Here is a 19,576-nt window from a genome sequence, read left to right as displayed (position 1 = left end):
GCCTGAGGCGAGACAGGTGTTGGGTCACTAGAGTGGATCCCATGCTCGGCTCAACGCAGTCGTCTTACGCTGCTTTCTGAAAATTTGGGGAAGGTCGTGAGCCGACGCACCGCTGAACTGGCGATGGCCGCAGCTTTTCACGAAGAATGGTCCACGGCGCAGGGCAATCATTGGCCCGAGGCATGGTTAGGCTAATGCCAGGGTCTAGGTCGCGCTATCTTCGCGCATCGGCGCGGGCAGTGTTTCCCATGCCCGGATCAACTCGCCGATGGAAGCGGCCTCCATCTTGCGCATGACATTGCCGCGATGCAGCTTGACCGTCACTTCACTGATGCCGAGGTCGAACGCGATCTGCTTATTGAGCCGCCCGCGCGCGACTTCACGCAGTACCTCGCGCTCGCGTGGCGTCAGGGTCTCGACGTGCTCGATGTTGCGCTTGACCACCACGGCTTGCGCCCGCCGCGCAGCATCCATCGCAATGCCCGCGATCAGAGCGTCAAGCAATGTTTGGTCGCGCACCGGCTTGGTGAGAAAGTCCACGGCGCCGGCCTTCATTGCCTGGACAGTCATCGGAATGTCGCCATGCCCGCTCAGAAAGACGATGGGTTTAGGGTTTCCGCTTTTCGCCAGATGACGCTGCAGATCGAGACCGCTCGCTCCTGGCATCCGCACGTCGACGATCAGGCAGCCTGGACTGTCCAACACATCGGCGTCAAGCAATTCGCGGGTCGAGGCAAAGCAGACGGGCTGGAAACCCGCAGACAGGATCAATTCCGACAACGCCTCCCGAACAGATGCATCGTCATCGACAATAATGACGAGTGGCTGCTCCGCTTCATCTTTCCGCTGCACTGACGGCGCCGATCTCCGTAAAAGCGGCTGGTCAACTCTCATGTCCGTCCTCCGTATCATGGTTGCGCAAAGTCTCGCCGACGATCGCAAGCAAGGCGTGGGCATCGAAGGGCTTGCGGAAGAACCCGCTGATGCCTTGCGCGCGGTCCTGGTCGGCTATCTCGTGGCGGCCTGTGATCAGGAAAACCGGCAGTTCCGGACGCGCCCTCCTCACCAGGTCACGAAGTTCAAAGCCATCCATGCCAGGCATCCCGATGTCGGTGATGAGCACGTCCAGCCCCGATAGCCCGCTGATCAACAATTGTCGCGCCGATGAGAAACTGCGGGCCACATAGCCGGCTGACTCAAGAAGTTCCTCCATTGACTCGAGGAGTCTTGGATCGTCGTCGACAACCGCCACTACAAGTTTATGCTTGCTCACGCTCACTCCCTCCCGCTCGGCGCGAGTGGGTTATCGGTATTTCCAGTCGCTCCGCGATACGCACGAGATCGGCTAGGGACGCCGCCATCATCTTCTGCATGACGTTCCTTCTATGGATTTGCAAAGTGACCTCGCTGATCCCCAGTTCGGCGGCGGCCTGCTTGTTGAGCAGGCCACTCACCACCAGCGGCAGCACCTCACGTTCGCGTGGCGTGAGTTCCAGATAGCGCTGTTTCAACACGCCAAGCTCAGCACGCTCCGATCTGAATTCCCGATCCAGTGTGATCGCCGCATGGATTGCAGCCATGAGGTCGGCATCACTGAAAGGCTTGGTCAGGAAGTCCACGGCGCCGTGCTTGATCGCACGCACCGAGGACGGGATGTCGCCATGGCCAGTTATGAAAACGATCGGTGGATGATCCCTTTCCGAGATCTGCCCCTGCAGATCGAGGCCGTTGATATCCGGTAACTCGACATCGAGGACCAGGCAGGCTGGGACGTTCGGCTTATCAGCGTTGACATAATCCCCTGCCGATCCGAACGCGACGGCACGCATGCCGTGTGAAGCCAGCAACTCTACGAGCGCCTCCCGGATACGCGCATCGTCGTCCACGATCAAGACGATATGGTCATCCGTCATCATGCCGCCACTTGCGCTTCTACCGGCAAGGTGAAAATGAACTTCGCGCCGTGCGGCTCGTTCTTCTCCACCGACAGCCGCCCGCCGTGCGACTCGACGATTGATCTGCAAATCGCCAAGCCCATACCCATCCCATGTTCCTTCGTCGAAAAAAAAGGCTCGAAGATCTTGTCGGGGAACTCGACGCCCCACCCGCGATCGCTGATCTCGGTTTGGATCGCGTCCTCCATCCGGCGCACGCGCAGGCCCAGAACTCTGCCATCCCCTATGGAATCCATCGCTTCGGTGCCGTTGCGCATCAGATTGATCAACACCTGCTGAATCTGAATACGATCGAGCACCACGGGCGGAAGATCCCTTTCGATTTCCGTATTGATGCGAACACGATGCCGCGCCGCCTCCTCGGCCATAAGATCCAGCGCTTCGGCTATGACGCCATCGAGCGCCATAGAGCTCCTCGTCGCTGTGGATGACTTGAACAAGGCGCGGATGCGGCTAACGACCTCGGCGGCGGCATTTGCGTCGCGGATGATGCGGTCCACCGTTTTCTGCGCCCGCTCGATGTTGGGCGGATCCGCCATGAGCCAACGCTGGCACGCATGTGAGTTGGCCACCACGGCCGCCAAGGGTTGATTGACCTCGTGCGCGATCGAAGCGGAGAGTTCGGCAAGGCTCGCCGCCTGGCTCGCACGGGCAAGGCTCTCTCGCGCTACACGAAGCTCGTCCTGCGCCCGAACCTCGCTATCGATGTCCAGGCAGATCACGTTCCACTGCACGATGGCACCTTCGGCGTTGCGCATTGGCGCCGCGCGCGTCTCGACCCAACGATATTCGCCGTCGAAACGCCTTAGCCGGTGCTTTCGCGCATAGGGCTCACCGGTGGACAACGAATGGGCATATCTGTCTTTGACACCCGCCAGGTCATCGGGATGAACGCCCGCATCGAGTGTGCCGGCCAACCGGGACTTTCCAGTTCCGTCCAATTCTTCAAGGTGGTATCCGAGGAATTCGCGGAGCTGCTGGCTGCGATATCTCGGCTCGCCATCCGGCGCGGCGCAATCGATCATTGCCGGTAGCGTTTCAACGAGCTGCCAGAGAGACCGCTCTCTCTCGTGTAGCGCCTCCTCGACGCGCAGCTGATCGTCAATGTCATGCGAGAGGCCGTACCACTGGACGATGCGCCCGCTCTCATCCCGCAATGGTTCTGCCGTGCCTTCCACCCAGCGATAGACGCCGTCTGCACGCCGCAGGCGGTACTTCTTGGTGAAGCGCTCGCCGGTGACGAAGGAATGCTTGAGCGTTTCCTTAAGGCTAGCTGCATCATCAGGATGGACCGCGGCTTCCATGAAGGCCGCCAGCCGGCTCATGCCCGGCTTGTCTGCATCAGCTGTGTCCAGGCCGAGAAAATTTATCAGGCGCTTGTTGAAGAAGGTCGGCTCGCCCTCCGGACTCAACCGCCAGAGCAGGCTCGGAACCAAATCCACGAGTTGCGAGAGCTCCCGCTCCCGGTCGCGCAGCGCTTCCTGTGCGCGCATCTCATCGTCGATGTCGATGGAAACTACGTACCATTGCACGATCGCTTCGCTTTGATCTCGCAGCGGTTCCCCGCGGCCATCAACCCAGCGATAGACACCGTCGGCGCGGCGCATGCGATATTTCACGGAGAAGGGCTCGCCTGTGGCGAAGGAGTGGCGGGCTGTCTCCAGCAGGGTACCTGCATCATCGGGATGGACGAGGGTCCCTATGATTGCAGCCAGCCGGCTCATGCCCGGCTTGTCCAAAGCCGCTATGTCGTCCAGGCCGAAAAAGTCCAGCAAGCGCTTGTTAAAGAATGTCGGCTCGCCGTCGGGTGTCATACGCCTGATCTGGACCGGGACCATGTCCACGAGCTGCGAGAGTTCGCGCTCCCGATCGCGCAACGCCTCTTGCGCACGCACCTCATCATCGATGTCGAGAGAAACCCCATACCATTGCGCAACCGCTCCGACTTCGTCGCGCCGAGGCGCTACCCTGCATTCTGCCCAGCGATAGGCGCCGTCTTTCTCCCGCCAACGAAACCGCATGGCGGACGAGCCGCCAGTTTCGAAACAATGCTGTAATGTGCGCTCCACCTCGGGACTATCGTCGGGATGAACCAGTTCTTGCAGCAAATTTTCGATGCGCGGTTCTTCAAGAGTTTCGAAATTCGCGATGACGTCGCGGAAATGATCGACGTATCGCTTGTTGAAATAGACCTGCCCGCCCGTAGGCATTGCGCTCCAGATCCGGACCGGTACGGCGTCGACCATCTCCTGGAGCTGCCGCTCGCTTCGTCGGAGCGCTTCCTCGGCGTTCACTTGATCGTCTATGTCATGGCACAGACCGTACCACTGGACGATGCGCCCGACCTGGTCCCGCATTGGCTCCGCCCGGCTCGACATCCAGTGGTAGACCCCGTCGGCGCGACGCAGGCGATAGCGCATCACGAAGCTCTCGCCAGTGTCGAGGCAGCGATGGAGCGAACCGCCGAAGCCTGCTGCATCGTCTGGATGGATAGTCTCCATAACCGCTTCGAGCCTGCTCATCCCAGGCTTGTCCAAATCGGCGACATTCAGGCCGAGGAAATCGACCATTCGCTTGTTGAAAAAAGTCGGCTGGCCTTCGGGCGTCAATCGCCAAACGTGGCTCGGAACCATGTCTACGAGCAGCGAGAGTTCTTGCTCGCGGTCGCGCAGCGCCTCCACGCTTTCACCCAATGTGAGCAGTGCCAGCTGATGCTGTCGGGATATAGCGGCCACGATCAGTGCTGATAATGCGGAGATCCCCAGGAAAAGCTGCAGCATAATCTGGTTGTGCTTTAGGGCCTCGGGATCACCGGCAAATTCGCCAGCGCCGAATGCTGTGAATACCCCTGTGACCAGAGCAAGGAGGATCAAGGCGACGGCTGCGCCCTTGAAGTCAAAGCGCACCGCCGCCCAAAGAAGGGGCGGCAAGATGATGTAGGCGAAAGGCAAGTAACCGCTCAAGGAAAGTGCGGCGACACCCAGAAAGATCAGCCCCAGGACGCAAACTTCCGTCCATCGCGCGGCCGAGAGGTGCGCCTTGGCTCGCCAGTTCTGGAACACAACCAGCGCCAGCGGCGCGACGATCAGAACCCCAGTGGCGTCTCCGATCCACCATAGGGGCCAAGCCCCCGTGAAGGTTTGCGATTGCATGCCAAACCAAGCAAGTGTTGCGCTTCCGACCGTCGCGCTTACGACCGGCGCAATTCCAGCGGCAAGCACGACGAACGCGAGTACTTCCTGCAGGCTATCCAGTTCCCCCGGCCGCTTGCTGGTCCGGTTCACGAGCCAGGCGCCGACTGCCGCCTCAAGAGCGTTGCCGACAAAAATCAGCAAGGCCGCGGCCGGCGGACTGTGGAACCAAAGGTAATTGCTGAAAAGTTCAGCCAGGCAGCCGGACAGCACCCACCATGGCCAGCTGCGCCTGGAGGTAACAACAAGCGTGGCAATGAAAAGCCCGCTCGGAGGCCAAACGGAAATGCCTGTTCCAGGTACGATTGCGAGCAGCTGAGCAAAACCGCAGCCCAAGACGTAAGCCGCGAAAAAAAGCCCCAAATGTAAGAATTTTGGACGGTGCGACCAGGCGCGCATCATCGGCTTCTCCTGCCTACAAGGACGGCGCGAGGACCGTCAGCGCTTGGCGTAGCACCTACCTGGGCGCGCGAATTCACACCGTATTATCCTAGTGCCACCATATCAAAGGCGCATCCTATGGAAATCCATGCATTGCGCGCTACTGGCCTTGGGGCACGAACCAGCGAATGTCCTTTGATAGCGTCTCGCGCTCCGCGCTGGTAGGAGCGCGAATTCCCCTTACCTTACCACGATAATCGCGGACCGGATCCCAGATAAGAACGGAGACTTTTACTGACTGCTCACGCCTACGGGCTTCGGTCCCATCTTGGCGATCACAATGTGTCAGTGGGCGCCGCCGGCTGTCACGTGGCCGGGCTTCTTCAGCAGCAGGACCGCCGCCAACGCGATCGTCAAGCTGACGCCCAGCAGGAGGAACGTGTCATTGAAGGCCATGACGTAGGCCTGCTGGCGGACCCTCAGCGCGATGGCAAGAATCGCTTTTTGTGCGGCGAGTGCCTGGTCGTTGATGCCATGCGACAGGAAGTAGGTGGTGAGCCGCGCAATGCGGACGCGGGTTGCGTCCTGAAACACGGACACCGATTGTACTAGCACGTTCGAATGGTACTGCTCGCGCTTGGTGAGGAAAGTTTGCAGCAGCGCGATGCCGACGGCGCCGCCGAGGTTGCGAGTCATATTGAAAAGGGCCGAAGCCGAGCCGGCATTTTCCGTCTCGATACCTGACGTGGCGATCGCCGAGAGCGGCGCCAATATAAGGGCCTGGCCGATGGCGCGCACGATATTCGGCCAGAACAGCTGGTCGCTGGCATATGATCCGCTCATGTGGATGTTCATGAAGTTGGAGGCGGCAAACAACGCAAAGCCGATCGCGATGACGAGACGAATGTCGAACCGCTGCATGAGGCCAGGCACCAGCGGGATCAGGACGAGCTGCGGTAGGCCGGTCCACGCAAGCACCAAGCCGATCTGCTCGGCATTGTAGCCCTGAATGCGGGCGAGATAGACAGGAACAATGAAGACCGAGCCGTAGAGCGCAATGCCAAGCAGGAAGTTGGCGAGGATGCCGAAGCCGAAGTTGCGGCGGACGAGCAACCTGAGATTCAGTAACGGATGGCTCGAGGTGAGCTCTATCCAGACGAACAGCGTCAGCGACACGACTGCGACGATCGCCAGCCGCGCGATAAAGGGCGAACCGAACCAGTCTTCCTTGTTGCCCTCCTCGAGCACGGTCTGCAGCGCAGCCAGCCCGAGGGCCATCGTGGCGATGCCCGACCAGTCGCCCTTGCCGAGCAGGCCAAGCCCCATCGGCTTTCGATCGAGCGAGAACCACAGCATGCCGACCATCAGCGCCCCGGGCACCAAGTTGACGTAGAAGATGTACTGCCAGCCCCAGTTTTCAGTGAGATAGCCGCCGATGGTCGGGCCAATCGCCGGCGCGAACGTAGCCGACAGCGCGAACAGCGCCAGGCCGATCGGCTGCTTGGCTTTCGGCAGCAGTGTGATGACGATGGTGAAGGCGAGCGGGATGAGTACGCCACCGGTGAAACCTTGGATCGCTCTTAAAACAATCATCTGACCCAGGTTGGCGGCGAAGGCGCAGGCGACCGAGAACGCGAGGAACAGCACCGCATTGGTGATCAGATAGGTACGCAGCGAGAAGACCTGGGACAGCCAGCCGGTTAAAGGGATCACCACAATCTCCGCAATGAGGTACGAGGTCGAGATCCAGCCGCCGTCGTCGATCCCGGCCCCAATCGCCCCCTGGATGTCGGCAAGCGAAGCATTGACGATCTGGATGTTGAGCACGGCCATGAATGCGCCCAGGGCAGAGCCGACCACCGCCACCCAAACCCGTGCCGAATTGGCGGTACCAACTGTCCCGGCAGCGCTCTGGGCGCGAGCCGAAGTTGGGAACGAGGAGACAGCGGAGGTCATGATTGCGGGTCCTTGAACTCATGGAAGAATGGGCATGACAGCGCGTGTCAAACATCGCGCGAACGGTGGAAAGGTCGTCAGTCCGCACCGTCGGATTGGCGTTTTTGGCAAGCTCGGCTTGATTTGGCGCTCAACGCTCTTCTACCCGGGCGCCGTCCGCGGCCGCCTCCGTGTTGCCGGCGAATGTGTCGGCCTCGGCGAACCTGCCTGCTTCAGCCAGCACGGTCGCCTTCGTGTCGATGGTCGGCTCGACGGACATGCCAGGCCTGAGCAGCCCGCCGAACTCGTGATTGTCGATGGCGATCCTCACTGGGATACGCTGCACGATCTTGGTGAAGTTGCCAGTTGCGTTGTCGGGCGGCAGCAGCGCGAACTCCAGGCCGCTCGCTGGCGACAGGCTGTCGACGTGCCCCTTCAGTTGGACACTCGGAAAGCCGTCGACGGTAACGCGCACCGGCTGACCGTCGCGGACATGGGCGAGCTGCGTCTCTTTGAAGTTGGCGACGACGTAAACAGCATCCATCGGCACGACAGCCATCAGTTGCGTGCCTGATCCCACATACTGCCCGACCCTAAGCGTGCGCGCGCCGACCGTTCCATCCACCGGTGCCGTGATCGTAGCGTAGGAAAGGTTCAGCCGGGCCTGCTCGGCGGCTGCTTCGGCACGGTCCATTTGGGCCACGGCACTGTCGCGCTCGGTGGCGAGCACATCGATCTTGGCTTGCGCTGCAGCCACGGAAGCCTCGTCGCGCTGCAGGCCGGCGACGAGCTGGTCGGCTTGGGCGCGGCTGGCTTGGGCTTTCTGGGCGGTGCCAGTGCCGCTCTTGGCCAACGTCGTATATCGATCGGCGTCGGCGCTGGCGAACGTCAGCGAGGCCTGCGTTGCGGCGGCCGTCGCCTTTGCCTGCTCGATTAGCGAATGTTGGAGCGCAATCTGTGCGTCGAGGTTACGGACGGCCGCCTCGGCGGCCTTGACCTCGGCATACGCCTGGGCAAGCGCGGCACGGAAGTCGCGGTCGTCGATGCGGGCGAGAATCTGCCCTGCCTCGACCATCTGGTTGTCACGCACCAGCACGGCGGCGATATAGCCCGAAATCTTTGGGGCCACAGTCGTGTAGTCGGCCTTCAAATAAGCGTCGTCGGTCGACTCCAGATACTGGCCCGTGGTCCAGTAACCGTGCCCCCAATAACCGCCGCCAATTATGCTGGCCAGAAGTGTGGTCGCGAGAGCCATGCGCTTGAAGCGGCGCCTCGGCACCGGCGCAACGACTCCACCGGGAGTAACCTCCCCGCGAACCGGTAGAGATTCGAGCTGTTCGGCGGACGGGCTCGCCGGTCGCTCGACGAAGGCCGCCGGCTGCTTCCCCGGCACCATCTCGGTTGCGTTTCCGAAATCTGTTCGGGACATTTCGGACATCTCATTCGTCCTGTCGTTCATGGCGTTTTCCGCCAGATCTGCCGTTGGACGGGCGATACTCCCCAACAGCTTCCGACTCCCCTATGCTCGCCCTTCACCTGCCTGGCTTCAACATCGGTTGCGCGACGCGCACGGACCGGTGCCGCGCGCCTAATGCAGAGGAGGCCGGGCCTGTAGCGCGGTGAAATGAAGTCGCGCGCCCCAGATGGCAGTTGGATGAATTCCGACATCGCAACGATGGCACGGCCAATGAAAGCTGGCACGGCCAGGTGGGCCCGGTGCGACGGCATTCCAATGGCACTGCGCATTGCTTTCCTCCGTCAAAGCTTCGTAGTCAGTTACAGGGAGCAGAATGCCCCGCCACGTCATGCAAAGACATTCTACGTGAGTATCTGAGACCCTCTGCAAAGGTGCAGGATGCACGCGCCCCAGAGATTGGAAATCGAGGCCCAACGGATCCAGTCCCGATGGCTTCAGCGGTGCCCGGTTCCATTGCGCTTAGATCGCCGGTTTTGCGGACGAACCCATGATTGCCGGAGCGGCAATAGCCAGAGCGGCTAATTTTAAGCTCGCGGATCGCAATCCTAAAGAAAGGCTTTGACATCGGGATCTTGGACAAGGTCATCACGCGCGCTAACGCCTAGCCCGGCAAGGTCGTGGTCGCGCTGCGGCAGTACCTCCGTTACAGAGACTATCTACCGGTATCCAACGCCCGTGACGTAATTGAAGAGCATCTGCTCCTCCACCTCTTCTTCACGGAAAAGAGCTCTCATCGCATCACGTATATCCAATATGCCGAGAGGCTTTGCGCCGACATCGAGCACAGGGAGGTTTTGCAAGCTTCGCGAAGCCATAGTCTGGTAGACGGTGTGAAGATCGTCCTGCGGACCGCATGACACGATTGAGCTGGTCATGAGGGCCGAGGCCAGCGGCGCCGGCGATCCCGGGCTGGTAAGGTGGCGGATGAGGTCGGATTTGCTTAGAACGCCTGCCGCCGCTCCATTGTCGTCACACACAACGACAAGGCCAATACCGGGCTTCGAAAGCGAAAGAGCGGCGGCTTGCACCGCCGCATTGGCGTCGATCACCATCAGGCGAGCCTTCGTCATCGCGTTGAGTTGTTCGATTTGCATCAAAATCCTCCGAGAGATCGCCTTTCCTTCGGTCGAGCTCACTTGTCGAAGGTCGTCAGATTGGTGTCTTTCGTATCGACGACGAATACGGCAAGCATCCGAGCGCGTTCCGTCTTGCTGGCATTCTCCTCGAAGGTGTGATGATCACCCGGGGACTCGGAAAAATTTTCGCCGGCCCGATATGTTTTCACCGGACCGTAGTTGACCTGAGTATTGATTGCTCCTTCGAGAACCGTGGCATAGATGAAAGCCGATTTTGCGTGAGTATGCGCCTGGGAACTTCCGCCAGGCCCGTATTCGACGAGCACGCCCTTGATGCTCTTTCCTGGCACGTTGGGCAGCGGCTGGTCGTAGACCAGCGTGGCCTTGGCGCCGTGCGAATCGTCGGCCAGGGCGCCGGTTGCGGAGATGGCTGCGACGGCAGCGATGAAGAGGGTCGTTCTGATCATTTTCTTGGCTCCTGTTTGTGAAAGGGGATCGCCGGCCGATGGGAGGGGCGGCCGGCGATCGGGCTCTTGCCGGGGGGACGCGGCGCGAGCCTATGACCTGATGAAGGCGAGCAAGTCCGGGTTCACTGTATCGGCATGGGTCGTGCACATGCCATGCGGGAATTTCTCGTAAACCTTGAGTGTCGCGTTTTTCAGAATCTTGGCCGAGAGCAGCGCCGAGTCGGCAATGGGAACAATCTGGTCGTCGTCGCCATGCATCACGAGCGTTGGCACATTGATGGCCTTTAGGTCGTCGGTGAAGTCGGTCTCTGAAAAGGCCTTGATGCCTTGATATTGTGCCTTGGCGCTGCCCATCATCGCCTGCCGCCACCAGTTTTGAATGACGCCCGGAATTGGCTTCGCGCCCGGCCGGTTGAACCCGTAAAAAGGACCGCCCGAGAAATCGAGGTTGAACTGCGCCCGATTGTCCGCAAGCGCCTTGCGCAAGCCGTCAAAAACTTCGATTGGCAGGCCGCCTGGGTTGGCAGGCGTCTTCACCATGATCGGCGGCACGGCGCCGATCAGCACGAGCTTGGCTACACGGTTCTGATGCTGACCATGCCGCGCGACATAGTGAGCAGCTTCGCCGCCACCGGTGGAGTGACCGACATGAACGGCATTTTTCAGGTCGAGATGTTCGAACACGGCGGCGGCATCAGCGGCGTAGTGGTCCATGTCGTGACCTTCGCTCACCTGTGCCGAGCGGCCATGGCCGCGCCGGTCATGGGCGATGACGCGGTAGCCCTGGCCGAGAAAATAGAGCATCTGCGTATCCCAATCGTCGCCGCTCAGAGGCCACCCGTGGTGGAATACGATCGGCTGGGCATCCTTGGAGCCCCAGTCCTTGTAGTAGATTTCCGTGCCGTCACGGGTGGTGATCGTGCCCATGCTCGTTGCTCCTCTGCTTGCCGCGGTAGATGGAAGGATTTGGTGCTCCGCCCGAGCGGGTGTAGCGCGGACCAGACCGGCCGCAACCGCGGTGGTAAAGGCGCCCAACAAGACATCACGGCGCGACGCGCGATGACTCAGATCGTGTTCGAAGTCGCCGGCATCATGGGACTGATGCTCGAACCTATCGCGCAGTACAAGTTTGCCGCTACTTCTGCGGCCCCGCATGACGGTCGTGCGGTCAGCCTTTGCCATATAGCGCCCTTCAGTCAGGGTTTCGATGTAACGCTCGGCCTCCCAGCCCTCGATCCACGGCCCGGCGACGTAATTTTCGTCGTTGTAGACGTAAAATCCAGTAAGTCCGTCTGTGATCGCCTGCTCTTTCACGTGGTATGTCATCCGATTTTCTTCTTTCTTATTTGTCAGCACGTTGTGCCGCTTCACATTTTACTTGATGATCGCGGCATCGAGGACATGGTGCAGCATATCAATGCCGCTGGAGCGGGGCGTGGCTGAACCAGTCTTCGAAGCGCGTTGTGCCGATGCGCGGATGGTCGCCTGGCACGAGCGAGCGGTCGTCCAGCTGCGTGCCAAAATATTGCGCGTGGGGATCCGCTGTTACTTTGCGCGGATCGTTCGTAGCCTTAAAAAACCGCGCGACCATCTCACTCATGCGGATCGGTTCCGGGCCTGCGATCTCGATCACGCCGTTGACCGGCGGTGAGAGCGCGACGTCGGTCATGATGTCCGCGACGTCGTCAGATGCGATTGGCTGAAAATAGGCACTCGAAACTGTTGTGGTGTCCCCGACTGTTCCTGACTGAGCGATGCCGCCCAGAAATTCGAAAAACTGCGTTGAGTGGACGATGGTGTAAGGGATGCCGGAGCCCCGGATAAGCTTTTCCTGGGCCATCTTGGCGCGCATATAGCCGCTGTCAGGCAGACGCTCGGCGCCCACGATCGAAAGTGCGATGTGGTGCTTGACGCCCGCCACCTTTTCGGCCGCGAGCAAGTTCCGGCCGGAGGTCTCGAAGAACTCCAGAACCGCCTTGTCCTCGAAGGAAGGCGAATTCGCCAGGTCGATGACGGTCTGCGCTCCGGTGAGCACTTCGGCGAGGCCTTCGCCGGTAATCGTGTTGACACCGCCGTTCGGTGACGCGGCGAATACTTCATGTCCCTTCCTGCGCAGCCTCTCGACTGTTTTCGAGCCGATCAGCCCGGTGCCACCAATAACCACGATCTTCATCATGAAACCTCCTCGTTCGTGTTTCAGGGTTGAGTTGTCTGACCGGGCCAACTGCCTGGCGCATCGGCTGTCTTCGCTCCAGACGATGCACCGGAGCTGCAGGTCCAGACTATCGAACGGAAGCATCTGTCATGTGATGCCAAGGTCTAGGATAGATGCATCCGTCGATTGGGGACCCTAGTCAGCAAGGAGACACCGTCTCATGTGCTAGCCAAACCAACATGCCGTCAGGAGTGATTGGAAGACCGCATTCAGCAGCTAAGTCGCTGGAAGGCAGCTTTCGGCAAACGCCAAAATCTCCTCGAACAAGATGTGGCGCAAAGCCGTTCGCGTCGTGGAAAACGTGCGTCGGCTTCAGGTCAGACTTTCCCCTTCCACACAGCTCTTTGCCGAAGGGAGACAGGTCATCACGCCTAACACTATAGAAAAATATCGCTGGATCCCCGAGCGTGGGGAAAGGCGGTGGCGCTCAGTCAAATCGACACCCGCGCACACTTTGCAGTGCGACAGCGCCCGTGATCCATGTCGTCAAAGCCGCGAACCCTTGCCGCTCGAGGCGACGGATGGTATGCACGCAGCGGCCCAACTTGGGCCTGCAGCCGAGACAGCCATAGACATGACTGACCGAGCACGTCCGCTCCGCCTCGACCACGGAGCGGACATCCTGATCGCTAACACATTGCATGACCAGATGATCATGGCGCGATAGTTCTCGGACGGAGATCGTATCGCGGCTCGTTCGGCCCTGCGCGCGGTCAGTAGTCCCACCAGGCCGGCACCCAACGGAAGAGGTTGCCGACGGCCGCCACGCGGCCGATGGACGGAAACGGCATGTGCGTGGATACCAACCACGCGCCGGTCTCCGCCAACTCCCGCATCAGACGGAGCCGAACGTGGGTCGCCTCCTCGGGGTCGTGTTCGAATCCGTTGTGCCATTCGGGGTGGTCGAACGAGACCGGGAAAATCGCGTCGCCGGCAAACATCAACCGGTCACCGCCGGACGTGATACGGACCACGCTGTGCCCCGGGGTGTGGCCGCCGGTGCGTTGGACGACCACGCCCGGCGCCACCTCGTATTCAGCCTCGAACGGCCGTAGCTGGCTGTGGTACTCGTCCAGGAAGTGCTTGGCAGACCGGCGCGCCACGTCCGAGAGCATCGGCCCCATGGCGGTGCGGGAGAAATCGGGTGACTCCCAGAACTTGGCCTCGGCAGCGGCCAAGTGAATCCGCAGGTCCGGGCGCAACTGTTCCTTCACCCCGTCGACGAGCAGCCCGCCGACGTGATCAAAGTGCATGTGGGTCAGCACCACGTCGGTCACGGACGCGAGCTCGACGCCGACGGCCGCTAGTCGATGTCCAAACTGCCCGGCCCGCGGGAAGTCCGGGACCTCCCCTCCTATTCCACTGTCGATGAGGATGACCTTGCCGCTGCTGCGCACCACCACCGCGTTCAGCGCCCAATCGAACGAGTCCCGCGACAGGAACATGTCATCCAGCCAGGCCCCCCGGACGGCCGGGTCGGCGTTGGTGGCCATTGACTCGGCTGGCGGCGTTACCACCCCATCGCTGATCACCAAGACGTCAATGTCGCCGACCCGCACGGCATAGCGCGAGGGAACCAACTCGTCGGGCCCCTGCCGAATGCCGTCCATTTTCGTGATCACGTTCATTGTCTGTGTCCTTTCGTCATCTTTCTGTTCATGGGTTTGTCGAAGTGCGCCAGATTGGCGGGTGGTGGGTTGCCGACCGGAGTTGCCGGCGGGTGACAGAGTTCAGCCAGAGAGGTCCTCCGGGCGCTTCACGGCGAGCTTGCCGTGCGGCAGGCCGGTGGACTGGCCGACCTCGATGAGGTAGCCGTCCGGGTCACGCATGTAACAGCGAATCTCCGCTCCACGATCGATGGGAGGCGTGACAAACTCCGCCCCCTTTGCTTTCCATTCCACGTAGCAGGCCTGGATGTCAGCGACCCGCAAGTTAAGGAAGATCGAGGTGGTATTGCCGGGCTGGTAGTCGACCACCGAGATGCCCGGCTTGTCGCCGGTGGGCGGCCCGCCGGGGTTCATGATGATCCACGAATTGGACAGCTTAACCATGCACGGGTTCTCGTCCAGGACGACGGTGCCCCCTAGCACGCGCGAGTAGAAGTCCCGGGACCGGGCGACCTTGCGCACGGTGATGAACAACGTCACCAAGATGCCCTCGGATGGCGCGGGCAGGTTGGCGAAGTCGATGTGGGGGGCAGGGTCTGTCATGGTTGCTCCATTTCGGCAGCGTTACTCCCAGAGGTCGGCTGGCGGCGGCCCCGTCAGCATTCGGAGGACCGCGCGCAGCCGTTACAGGATGCACACGCGCTGCCGAGCGCCTCGTCCATGAGGCGGCGGATGGCGCGCGCACAATGGCCGCACTTGGGCCTGGAGCCGAGACAGCCATAGACCTGACTGATCGAGCGCGTCTGGTCCGCCTCGACGGCGGAGCGGACGTCCTGATCGCTCAACACATTGCATGAACAGATGATCATGTCGGGACAGCCCTCTCGATGACGACCTTATCTAGGCTGGTTCGGTTCTCACACGGTGGCGGTCAGTAGTCCCAGACAGCCGGTACGCAACGAAAGGCGTCGCCATCCACAGCCACATGGCAAACCGAAGGGAACGGCAGGTGGGTGGCCACCAGCGGCTCGCGGTTCGCCGCGAGCTCCCGCATGAGACTGACGCGGACGCGTGCCGCTTCCTCTGGGTCATGTTCGAAGCCGTTGTGCCAGTCGGGATGATCGAATCCGACCTGAAACACGAGGTCCCCGGCGAATGTCAGCCGGTCACCGCCTGACGCCAGGCGGACCACGCTGTGCCCGGGGGTGTGGCCGCCGGTGCGTTGGAGGACTACGCCCGGCGCCAATTCGTACTCCTGATCGAACGGACGCAGCTGGTTGCGGTACTCGTTCGCGAACCGCTCGGCTGCCCGCCGAAGTGCGTCTGGGAACCCTTCCGGCATGGAGACGCGGGAGAAATCAGGCGACTCCCAGAACTTTAGCTCGGCGGCCGCCACGTGTATCCGCAGGTCCGGACGCAGTTGGTCCTTCACTCCGTCTATGAGCAGCCCGCCAATATGGTCCATGTGCATGTGGGTCAGCACCACGTCGGTCACTGACCCGAGATCGATGCCGGCAGCCTTCAGACGATGGATCAACTGCCCAGCCCGCGGCAGATGCAAGTCCGGGTCCGCGCCCAGGCCAGCATCGACGAGTATGGTCTGGCCGCCGCTGCGCACCACGACCACGTTCAGCGGCCACTCGAGCATCTCCGGAGACAGGAACTCGTCCTCCAGCCAGGCTGACCGGACGGCCGGGTCGACGTTGTATGCGATGGTCGGGGATGGAATTGGCAGGATCCCGTCGCTGACAACCAGCACGTCAATCTCGCCAACCTTCAGCGCGTAGCGCGACGGAACGAGTTCGTCGGACCCAGGTCGACCGGAGTGTGAAATGTCGTCCAGGCTCATGTTTACGTTCATGTTCGTCTCCTGTTGATCGCCTTTCCCACGGCCATCGACCGCCTCCGCCGTTGACCCCGTGGGTTGGCAAATGCTTCCAAGGACAGCCACCCGGCGTCTGCGGAGATTGCGCCGCCGTTGGCATGCGCGACTATCAAACGGAAGTATCGGTCAGGCAGTGCGAAGGTCCATGGCAGACCCCGTTGCAAGCACGGGTGATCTGGCGGAAGCGTCGGAAGACACCGCTCGAGCAGGCAACGACGGCTGTGCCTCTTGCATCTCGGCGGTACGCCGGTCGCGTAGGATCACGATCAATCCTATACTGCGGTATGGGTCGTCCACGGCCTTGATGCAGTCGACTGCACGCGCGCTCTCGACATAGCGTTCTCCACATGAATCCGGTCGGCACGCTGGTCGATCGGCAAACATGGAGCACGGGCGTGTGGCACCGACAGACGGCTCGGCCCGATTGGTGATGGCGCTGCGCACCGGTGCCCACGGCTATCAGGCAGAACCGACGGAGCGACCAATGTCCAAGACCATCATGCTGATTCATGGCGCCTGGCTGAACGCCCACAGTTGGGAAGGCTTCAAGGCCCGCTATGAGGCCAAGGGCTATGCGGTTGTCGCTCCGTCGTGGCCGCTCGACGACCGTACTCCGGCCGAGCTACGTGCGTCCCCAAATCCCGCTCTTGCCAAGGTCGGCATCAACGAACTCATCAATCACTACGATCGCCTCATACGCGCACTGCCCGAGCCGCCCATCTTGATCGGGCACTCGTTCGGCGGCACCGTTACGCAGCACCTGCTTGACCGCGGGCTCGGCGTGGCCGGCGTCGTCATCGACCCCGCGCCGACTTCTGGCGTGCTGGTCGGGTGGCAGACCATCAAGTCGACTTTCCCCGTGTTCCTTTCCTGGGGAAGCTGGCGGCGCGTCATGACCATGTCGCGCAGGTTCTTCAGCACGCGCTTCGCACAGGTCGTGCCGCTGGCGCAGGTCGATGGCATGTATGACCGCTACATCGTCCCCACGCCTGGGAGAATCTACTGGGACGGCCTGGTCTCGGCCGCAGGGAAGATCCGCTGGGACAACCCTAATCGCGCACCTCTGCTTCTCATCGGCGGCGGCATCGACCTCATTGCCGAGGCCAAGATGACCAAAGCCATGTTCGAGCAGCAGAAACAGGCGCCGTCGAAGACCGAGCTCAAGATCTATCCCAACCGCGCCCACTGGACCTGTATTCAGCCGGGCTGGGAGGAAGTCGCAGACTTCGCGCTCGACTGGGCGGTGAAGAACAGCCGCCGCCAATATTCTGCTTCTGAAGGCCGTCCTGCTGCCCTAAAAATCGCCAAGTCTTGATCGGTGATGAGCTATCAAAAGGCGCAAATATCATCAATTAAGCAAAACGTACTCGACATTGTGCTGATAGCACCTGCTTACCAATGTTCGGAACGCTGAAGAAACATCAGGACATGGAGCCGGTCGGATGAGCCAGCACTGCAAGGACGTCTGGCCCCCTTTGCCCTACGGCGACTGGGCTGAGACCTGCACCGCGCTGCTATGTGGACGCAGATCGTCGGCAAGTACCGTCTCGCGCACGCGCCTTGGATGAACCACTCCTGGCACGCCACGCTCTACGTCACGCCACGCGGCCTGACAACTGGTGCGGTGTCTGACGGAGAGACGGCCATCGCCTTGACCTTCGATCTTCGGGAGCATGTTCTGGTCGGGGAGACGCACAACGCTCGCGAGATTTTCCCCCTAGAGGCGATGAGCGTTGCTGATTTTCTGGACCGGACCGCCGCGCTGGTCGCACGGCTTGGCGGGCGGATGGACATTCACGGCGTTCCTAACGAGATCCCCGATGCGATGCCATTTGTGCAGGATGCTGCGCTGCGGCCCTACGACAGAGCGGCCGTGCAGCGCTTCCACGAGGCGCTGGTGCGGATCGACCGAGTGTTCAATCGCTTCCGCACCGGATTTCTCGGCAAGGTTTCGCCGGTGCACCTGTTCTGGGGATCCTTCGATCTTGCCGTGACGCGATTCTCTGGTCGCAGGGCGCCGCTCCATCCGGGTGGGATCCCTGGACTTCCCGATACCGTCACGCAGGAGGCATATAGCCACGTGGTATCCTCGGCCGGCTTCTGGCCCGGGGGAAGCGGCGTGGACGAGCCGATGTTCTATTCCTACGTCTATCCGGTACTGGACGGATTCGCCGACCGGCCCGTCGCGCCGAGCGCGGCCCGCTTCGAGCGATCCCTGGGCGAGTTCCTGCTGCCATACGAGGTCGTGCGGACCAGCGCCGATCCTGAGGGCGATCTCATGGCGTTTCTGCAATCGACCTACGAGGCGGCGGCCGAGACGGCGAAGTGGGACCGGCAGGCGCTCGAATGTGGCATCGGTGTCCCTCGGGTACCACGTGATGTGCGCGCCTGAACAAGGTAGCGGTTCAGTCTCGGTGGTCCCATCGATCGCCAGCAAATGAGACCGCGCCAGCAATGTGCGTATTCAACGGCGAGGTCTGATTCAGGATACGAAGAGGCTGATCTCAAGTCCGATATTAGGCGCGAAGCGGACGTCGGTGAAGCTTCGACGCGTCTGCTGGCCGGCGAGCTTTGGACGATTTGATAGAGGCTAGTCGGCGGCCGATCTCATGTCTTAAACATTGTCGAACGAAGAAGAGCCTGCATGTGCTCTGGCAGGTCGAACTCGCCGCGCGCCTCGATCTCCAAAAGATATCCGGCCTTGGCTAGGCGATCGCCTTCGCTGATCGCAGGATAAGCGCAGATTGCCAGCAGCGCTCTCTCCTCCTCTCGGCCGGCTTTGGCATAGTCGCGGCTGCTGCCGCCGATTTCGTAGACGGCTTCGCCGAACGCGGCGTATGCTGCCGTGTGCTCCTCAATCAATGCCCGCAGTTTGTCGGACGCCACTCGGTCTCGGCGCGGTTCTGCGGCGAGAGCCGTTGCCGTCGAGGCCATGACGGCGCTGCCGGAGTGGAAGAGCAAGGCGCGGCGGTTGATCCTGGACGTGGCGACTTTCTCCTTGATTTGGTGGCAAGCCAAGTTGGTGTTCTGCACTTCACTGGCACCGTAACATAGCGGCTCGCGCATTCATGTCAGGATGGATAGGCCCATTGTCGAGACTAGCGCCGCCACCTCTGGACGCGCCCCCTTCCCGGCCACAGCCCCTGTTGGTCATCGCCTACGCAGCGCACATTGCGTCAAACAACGGAAACCATTGAGAAATCGCCATCGCTGGAATGTGCAGGGAGTATTCACACATTGTGAAATCGCCTTGTAACTCATTGAAACAAAACGACCGAAATAGGCCGCACATTTCGGGCTTTTATCTAGCCATCGGTCTTCGGTCCGTAAGCGTCCGGTCTCTGCACCCAGATTGAGTAGTGCATTCGCGCGACATGTCGGGCTCCT

The 19,576-nt window shown here is 61.1% G+C and carries 17 protein-coding genes; 2 read left to right on the top strand and 15 right to left on the bottom strand.

Annotated features, from left to right (window positions below; translation table 11 throughout):
- Positions 1 to 204: 204 nt before the first annotated feature.
- The 14 genes from ACWGTO_RS23485 to ACWGTO_RS23420 form a co-directional block, all read right to left on the bottom strand.
- The gene (locus ACWGTO_RS23485; RefSeq protein ID WP_454577181.1) at positions 205 to 894 is read right to left on the bottom strand and encodes a response regulator transcription factor; all 690 of its coding nucleotides are present in this window, start codon (positions 892 to 894) and stop codon (positions 205 to 207) included.
- Positions 884 to 1,273: a response regulator gene (locus ACWGTO_RS23480; RefSeq protein ID WP_454577180.1), complete on the bottom strand. Its 390-nt coding sequence runs from the start codon at positions 1,271 to 1,273 to the stop codon at positions 884 to 886. The genes ACWGTO_RS23485 and ACWGTO_RS23480 overlap by 11 nt, the downstream gene beginning before the upstream one ends.
- The gene (locus ACWGTO_RS23475; RefSeq protein ID WP_454577179.1) at positions 1,260 to 1,916 is read right to left on the bottom strand and encodes a response regulator transcription factor; all 657 of its coding nucleotides are present in this window, start codon (positions 1,914 to 1,916) and stop codon (positions 1,260 to 1,262) included. Before ACWGTO_RS23475 ends, ACWGTO_RS23480 begins: the two co-directional genes overlap by 14 nt.
- Positions 1,913 to 5,548, bottom strand: a complete 3,636-nt coding sequence (locus tag ACWGTO_RS23470) for a PAS domain-containing protein (RefSeq protein ID WP_454577178.1) — start codon at positions 5,546 to 5,548, stop codon at positions 1,913 to 1,915. Before ACWGTO_RS23470 ends, ACWGTO_RS23475 begins: the two co-directional genes overlap by 4 nt.
- Before the next feature lie 324 nt (positions 5,549 to 5,872).
- Positions 5,873 to 7,483 (bottom strand): MDR family MFS transporter, encoded by a 1,611-nt coding sequence (locus tag ACWGTO_RS23465; RefSeq protein ID WP_454577177.1) that lies wholly within the window; start codon positions 7,481 to 7,483, stop codon positions 5,873 to 5,875.
- 130 nt (positions 7,484 to 7,613) lie between these two features.
- Positions 7,614 to 8,858, bottom strand: a complete 1,245-nt coding sequence (locus ACWGTO_RS23460) for an HlyD family secretion protein (protein ID WP_454577286.1) — start codon at positions 8,856 to 8,858, stop codon at positions 7,614 to 7,616.
- Between the two features lie 737 nt (positions 8,859 to 9,595).
- Entirely contained in the window at positions 9,596 to 10,033 is a 438-nt protein-coding gene (locus ACWGTO_RS23455) for a CBS domain-containing protein (RefSeq protein WP_454577176.1), read from the bottom strand.
- Positions 10,034 to 10,071: 38 nt separating this feature from the next.
- Positions 10,072 to 10,482 (bottom strand): cupin domain-containing protein, encoded by a 411-nt coding sequence (locus ACWGTO_RS23450; RefSeq protein WP_454577175.1) that lies wholly within the window; start codon positions 10,480 to 10,482, stop codon positions 10,072 to 10,074.
- A gap of 90 nt (positions 10,483 to 10,572) precedes the next feature.
- Positions 10,573 to 11,409: an alpha/beta fold hydrolase gene (locus ACWGTO_RS23445; RefSeq protein ID WP_454577285.1), complete on the bottom strand. Its 837-nt coding sequence runs from the start codon at positions 11,407 to 11,409 to the stop codon at positions 10,573 to 10,575.
- Between the two features lie 487 nt (positions 11,410 to 11,896).
- Positions 11,897 to 12,655 (bottom strand): SDR family oxidoreductase, encoded by a 759-nt coding sequence (locus ACWGTO_RS23440; RefSeq protein WP_454577284.1) that lies wholly within the window; start codon positions 12,653 to 12,655, stop codon positions 11,897 to 11,899.
- A 755-nt stretch (positions 12,656 to 13,410) separates the two neighbouring features.
- Positions 13,411 to 14,325, bottom strand: coding sequence for an MBL fold metallo-hydrolase (locus ACWGTO_RS23435; RefSeq protein WP_454577174.1), 915 nt, complete (start codon positions 14,323 to 14,325; stop codon positions 13,411 to 13,413).
- Between the two features lie 102 nt (positions 14,326 to 14,427).
- Positions 14,428 to 14,907 (bottom strand): VOC family protein, encoded by a 480-nt coding sequence (locus ACWGTO_RS23430; RefSeq protein ID WP_454577173.1) that lies wholly within the window; start codon positions 14,905 to 14,907, stop codon positions 14,428 to 14,430.
- A 53-nt stretch (positions 14,908 to 14,960) separates the two neighbouring features.
- Entirely contained in the window at positions 14,961 to 15,173 is a 213-nt protein-coding gene (locus tag ACWGTO_RS23425; RefSeq protein ID WP_454577172.1) for a (2Fe-2S)-binding protein, read from the bottom strand.
- Positions 15,174 to 15,235: 62 nt separating this feature from the next.
- On the bottom strand, positions 15,236 to 16,165 hold the full coding sequence (locus tag ACWGTO_RS23420) for an MBL fold metallo-hydrolase (RefSeq protein ID WP_454577171.1): 930 nt from the start codon (positions 16,163 to 16,165) through the stop codon (positions 15,236 to 15,238).
- Between the two features lie 508 nt (positions 16,166 to 16,673).
- Here ACWGTO_RS23420 and ACWGTO_RS23415 point away from each other — a divergent pair.
- Together ACWGTO_RS23415 and ACWGTO_RS23410 are read left to right on the top strand one after the other, a co-directional pair.
- Positions 16,674 to 17,504 (top strand): alpha/beta hydrolase, encoded by an 831-nt coding sequence (locus ACWGTO_RS23415; protein WP_454577170.1) that lies wholly within the window; start codon positions 16,674 to 16,676, stop codon positions 17,502 to 17,504.
- Positions 17,505 to 17,705: 201 nt separating this feature from the next.
- Positions 17,706 to 18,581 (top strand): DUF5996 family protein, encoded by an 876-nt coding sequence (locus ACWGTO_RS23410; protein WP_454577169.1) that lies wholly within the window; start codon positions 17,706 to 17,708, stop codon positions 18,579 to 18,581.
- A gap of 215 nt (positions 18,582 to 18,796) precedes the next feature.
- Here the strand turns inward: ACWGTO_RS23410 and ACWGTO_RS23405 are convergent, their stop codons facing one another.
- Positions 18,797 to 19,222, bottom strand: a complete 426-nt coding sequence (locus ACWGTO_RS23405; RefSeq protein ID WP_454577168.1) for a hypothetical protein — start codon at positions 19,220 to 19,222, stop codon at positions 18,797 to 18,799.
- Between the last annotated feature and the right edge of the window lie 354 nt (positions 19,223 to 19,576).

This window comes from Mesorhizobium sp. PL10 (assembly GCF_053714315.1).
The sequence above is the reverse complement of the archived record's forward strand: the minus strand, read 5'-3'. Positions and strand labels throughout refer to the sequence as shown.

Bases quoted from the DNA above. Each gene is read 5' to 3' on its own strand.
- ACWGTO_RS23410 (WP_454577169.1), top strand. From the start codon at position 17,706: ATGTGGACGCAGATCGTCGGCAAGTACCGTCTCGCGCACGCGCCTTGG.
- ACWGTO_RS23465 (WP_454577177.1), bottom strand. From the start codon at position 7,483: ATGACCTCCGCTGTCTCCTCGTTCCCAACTTCGGCTCGCGCCCAGAGC.
- ACWGTO_RS23415 (WP_454577170.1), top strand. From the start codon at position 16,674: ATGTCCAAGACCATCATGCTGATTCATGGCGCCTGGCTGAACGCCCAC.
- ACWGTO_RS23475 (WP_454577179.1), bottom strand. From the start codon at position 1,916: ATGATGACGGATGACCATATCGTCTTGATCGTGGACGACGATGCGCGT.
- ACWGTO_RS23470 (WP_454577178.1), bottom strand. From the start codon at position 5,548: ATGATGCGCGCCTGGTCGCACCGTCCAAAATTCTTACATTTGGGGCTT.
- ACWGTO_RS23435 (WP_454577174.1), bottom strand. From the start codon at position 14,325: ATGAACGTGATCACGAAAATGGACGGCATTCGGCAGGGGCCCGACGAG.
- ACWGTO_RS23425 (WP_454577172.1), bottom strand. From the start codon at position 15,173: ATGATCATCTGTTCATGCAATGTGTTGAGCGATCAGGACGTCCGCTCC.
- ACWGTO_RS23460 (WP_454577286.1), bottom strand. From the start codon at position 8,858: ATGGTGCCGGGGAAGCAGCCGGCGGCCTTCGTCGAGCGACCGGCGAGC.
- ACWGTO_RS23450 (WP_454577175.1), bottom strand. From the start codon at position 10,482: ATGATCAGAACGACCCTCTTCATCGCTGCCGTCGCAGCCATCTCCGCA.
- ACWGTO_RS23485 (WP_454577181.1), bottom strand. From the start codon at position 894: ATGAGAGTTGACCAGCCGCTTTTACGGAGATCGGCGCCGTCAGTGCAG.
- ACWGTO_RS23440 (WP_454577284.1), bottom strand. From the start codon at position 12,655: ATGAAGATCGTGGTTATTGGTGGCACCGGGCTGATCGGCTCGAAAACA.
- ACWGTO_RS23420 (WP_454577171.1), bottom strand. From the start codon at position 16,165: ATGAACGTAAACATGAGCCTGGACGACATTTCACACTCCGGTCGACCT.
- ACWGTO_RS23430 (WP_454577173.1), bottom strand. From the start codon at position 14,907: ATGACAGACCCTGCCCCCCACATCGACTTCGCCAACCTGCCCGCGCCA.
- ACWGTO_RS23455 (WP_454577176.1), bottom strand. From the start codon at position 10,033: ATGCAAATCGAACAACTCAACGCGATGACGAAGGCTCGCCTGATGGTG.
- ACWGTO_RS23445 (WP_454577285.1), bottom strand. From the start codon at position 11,409: ATGGGCACGATCACCACCCGTGACGGCACGGAAATCTACTACAAGGAC.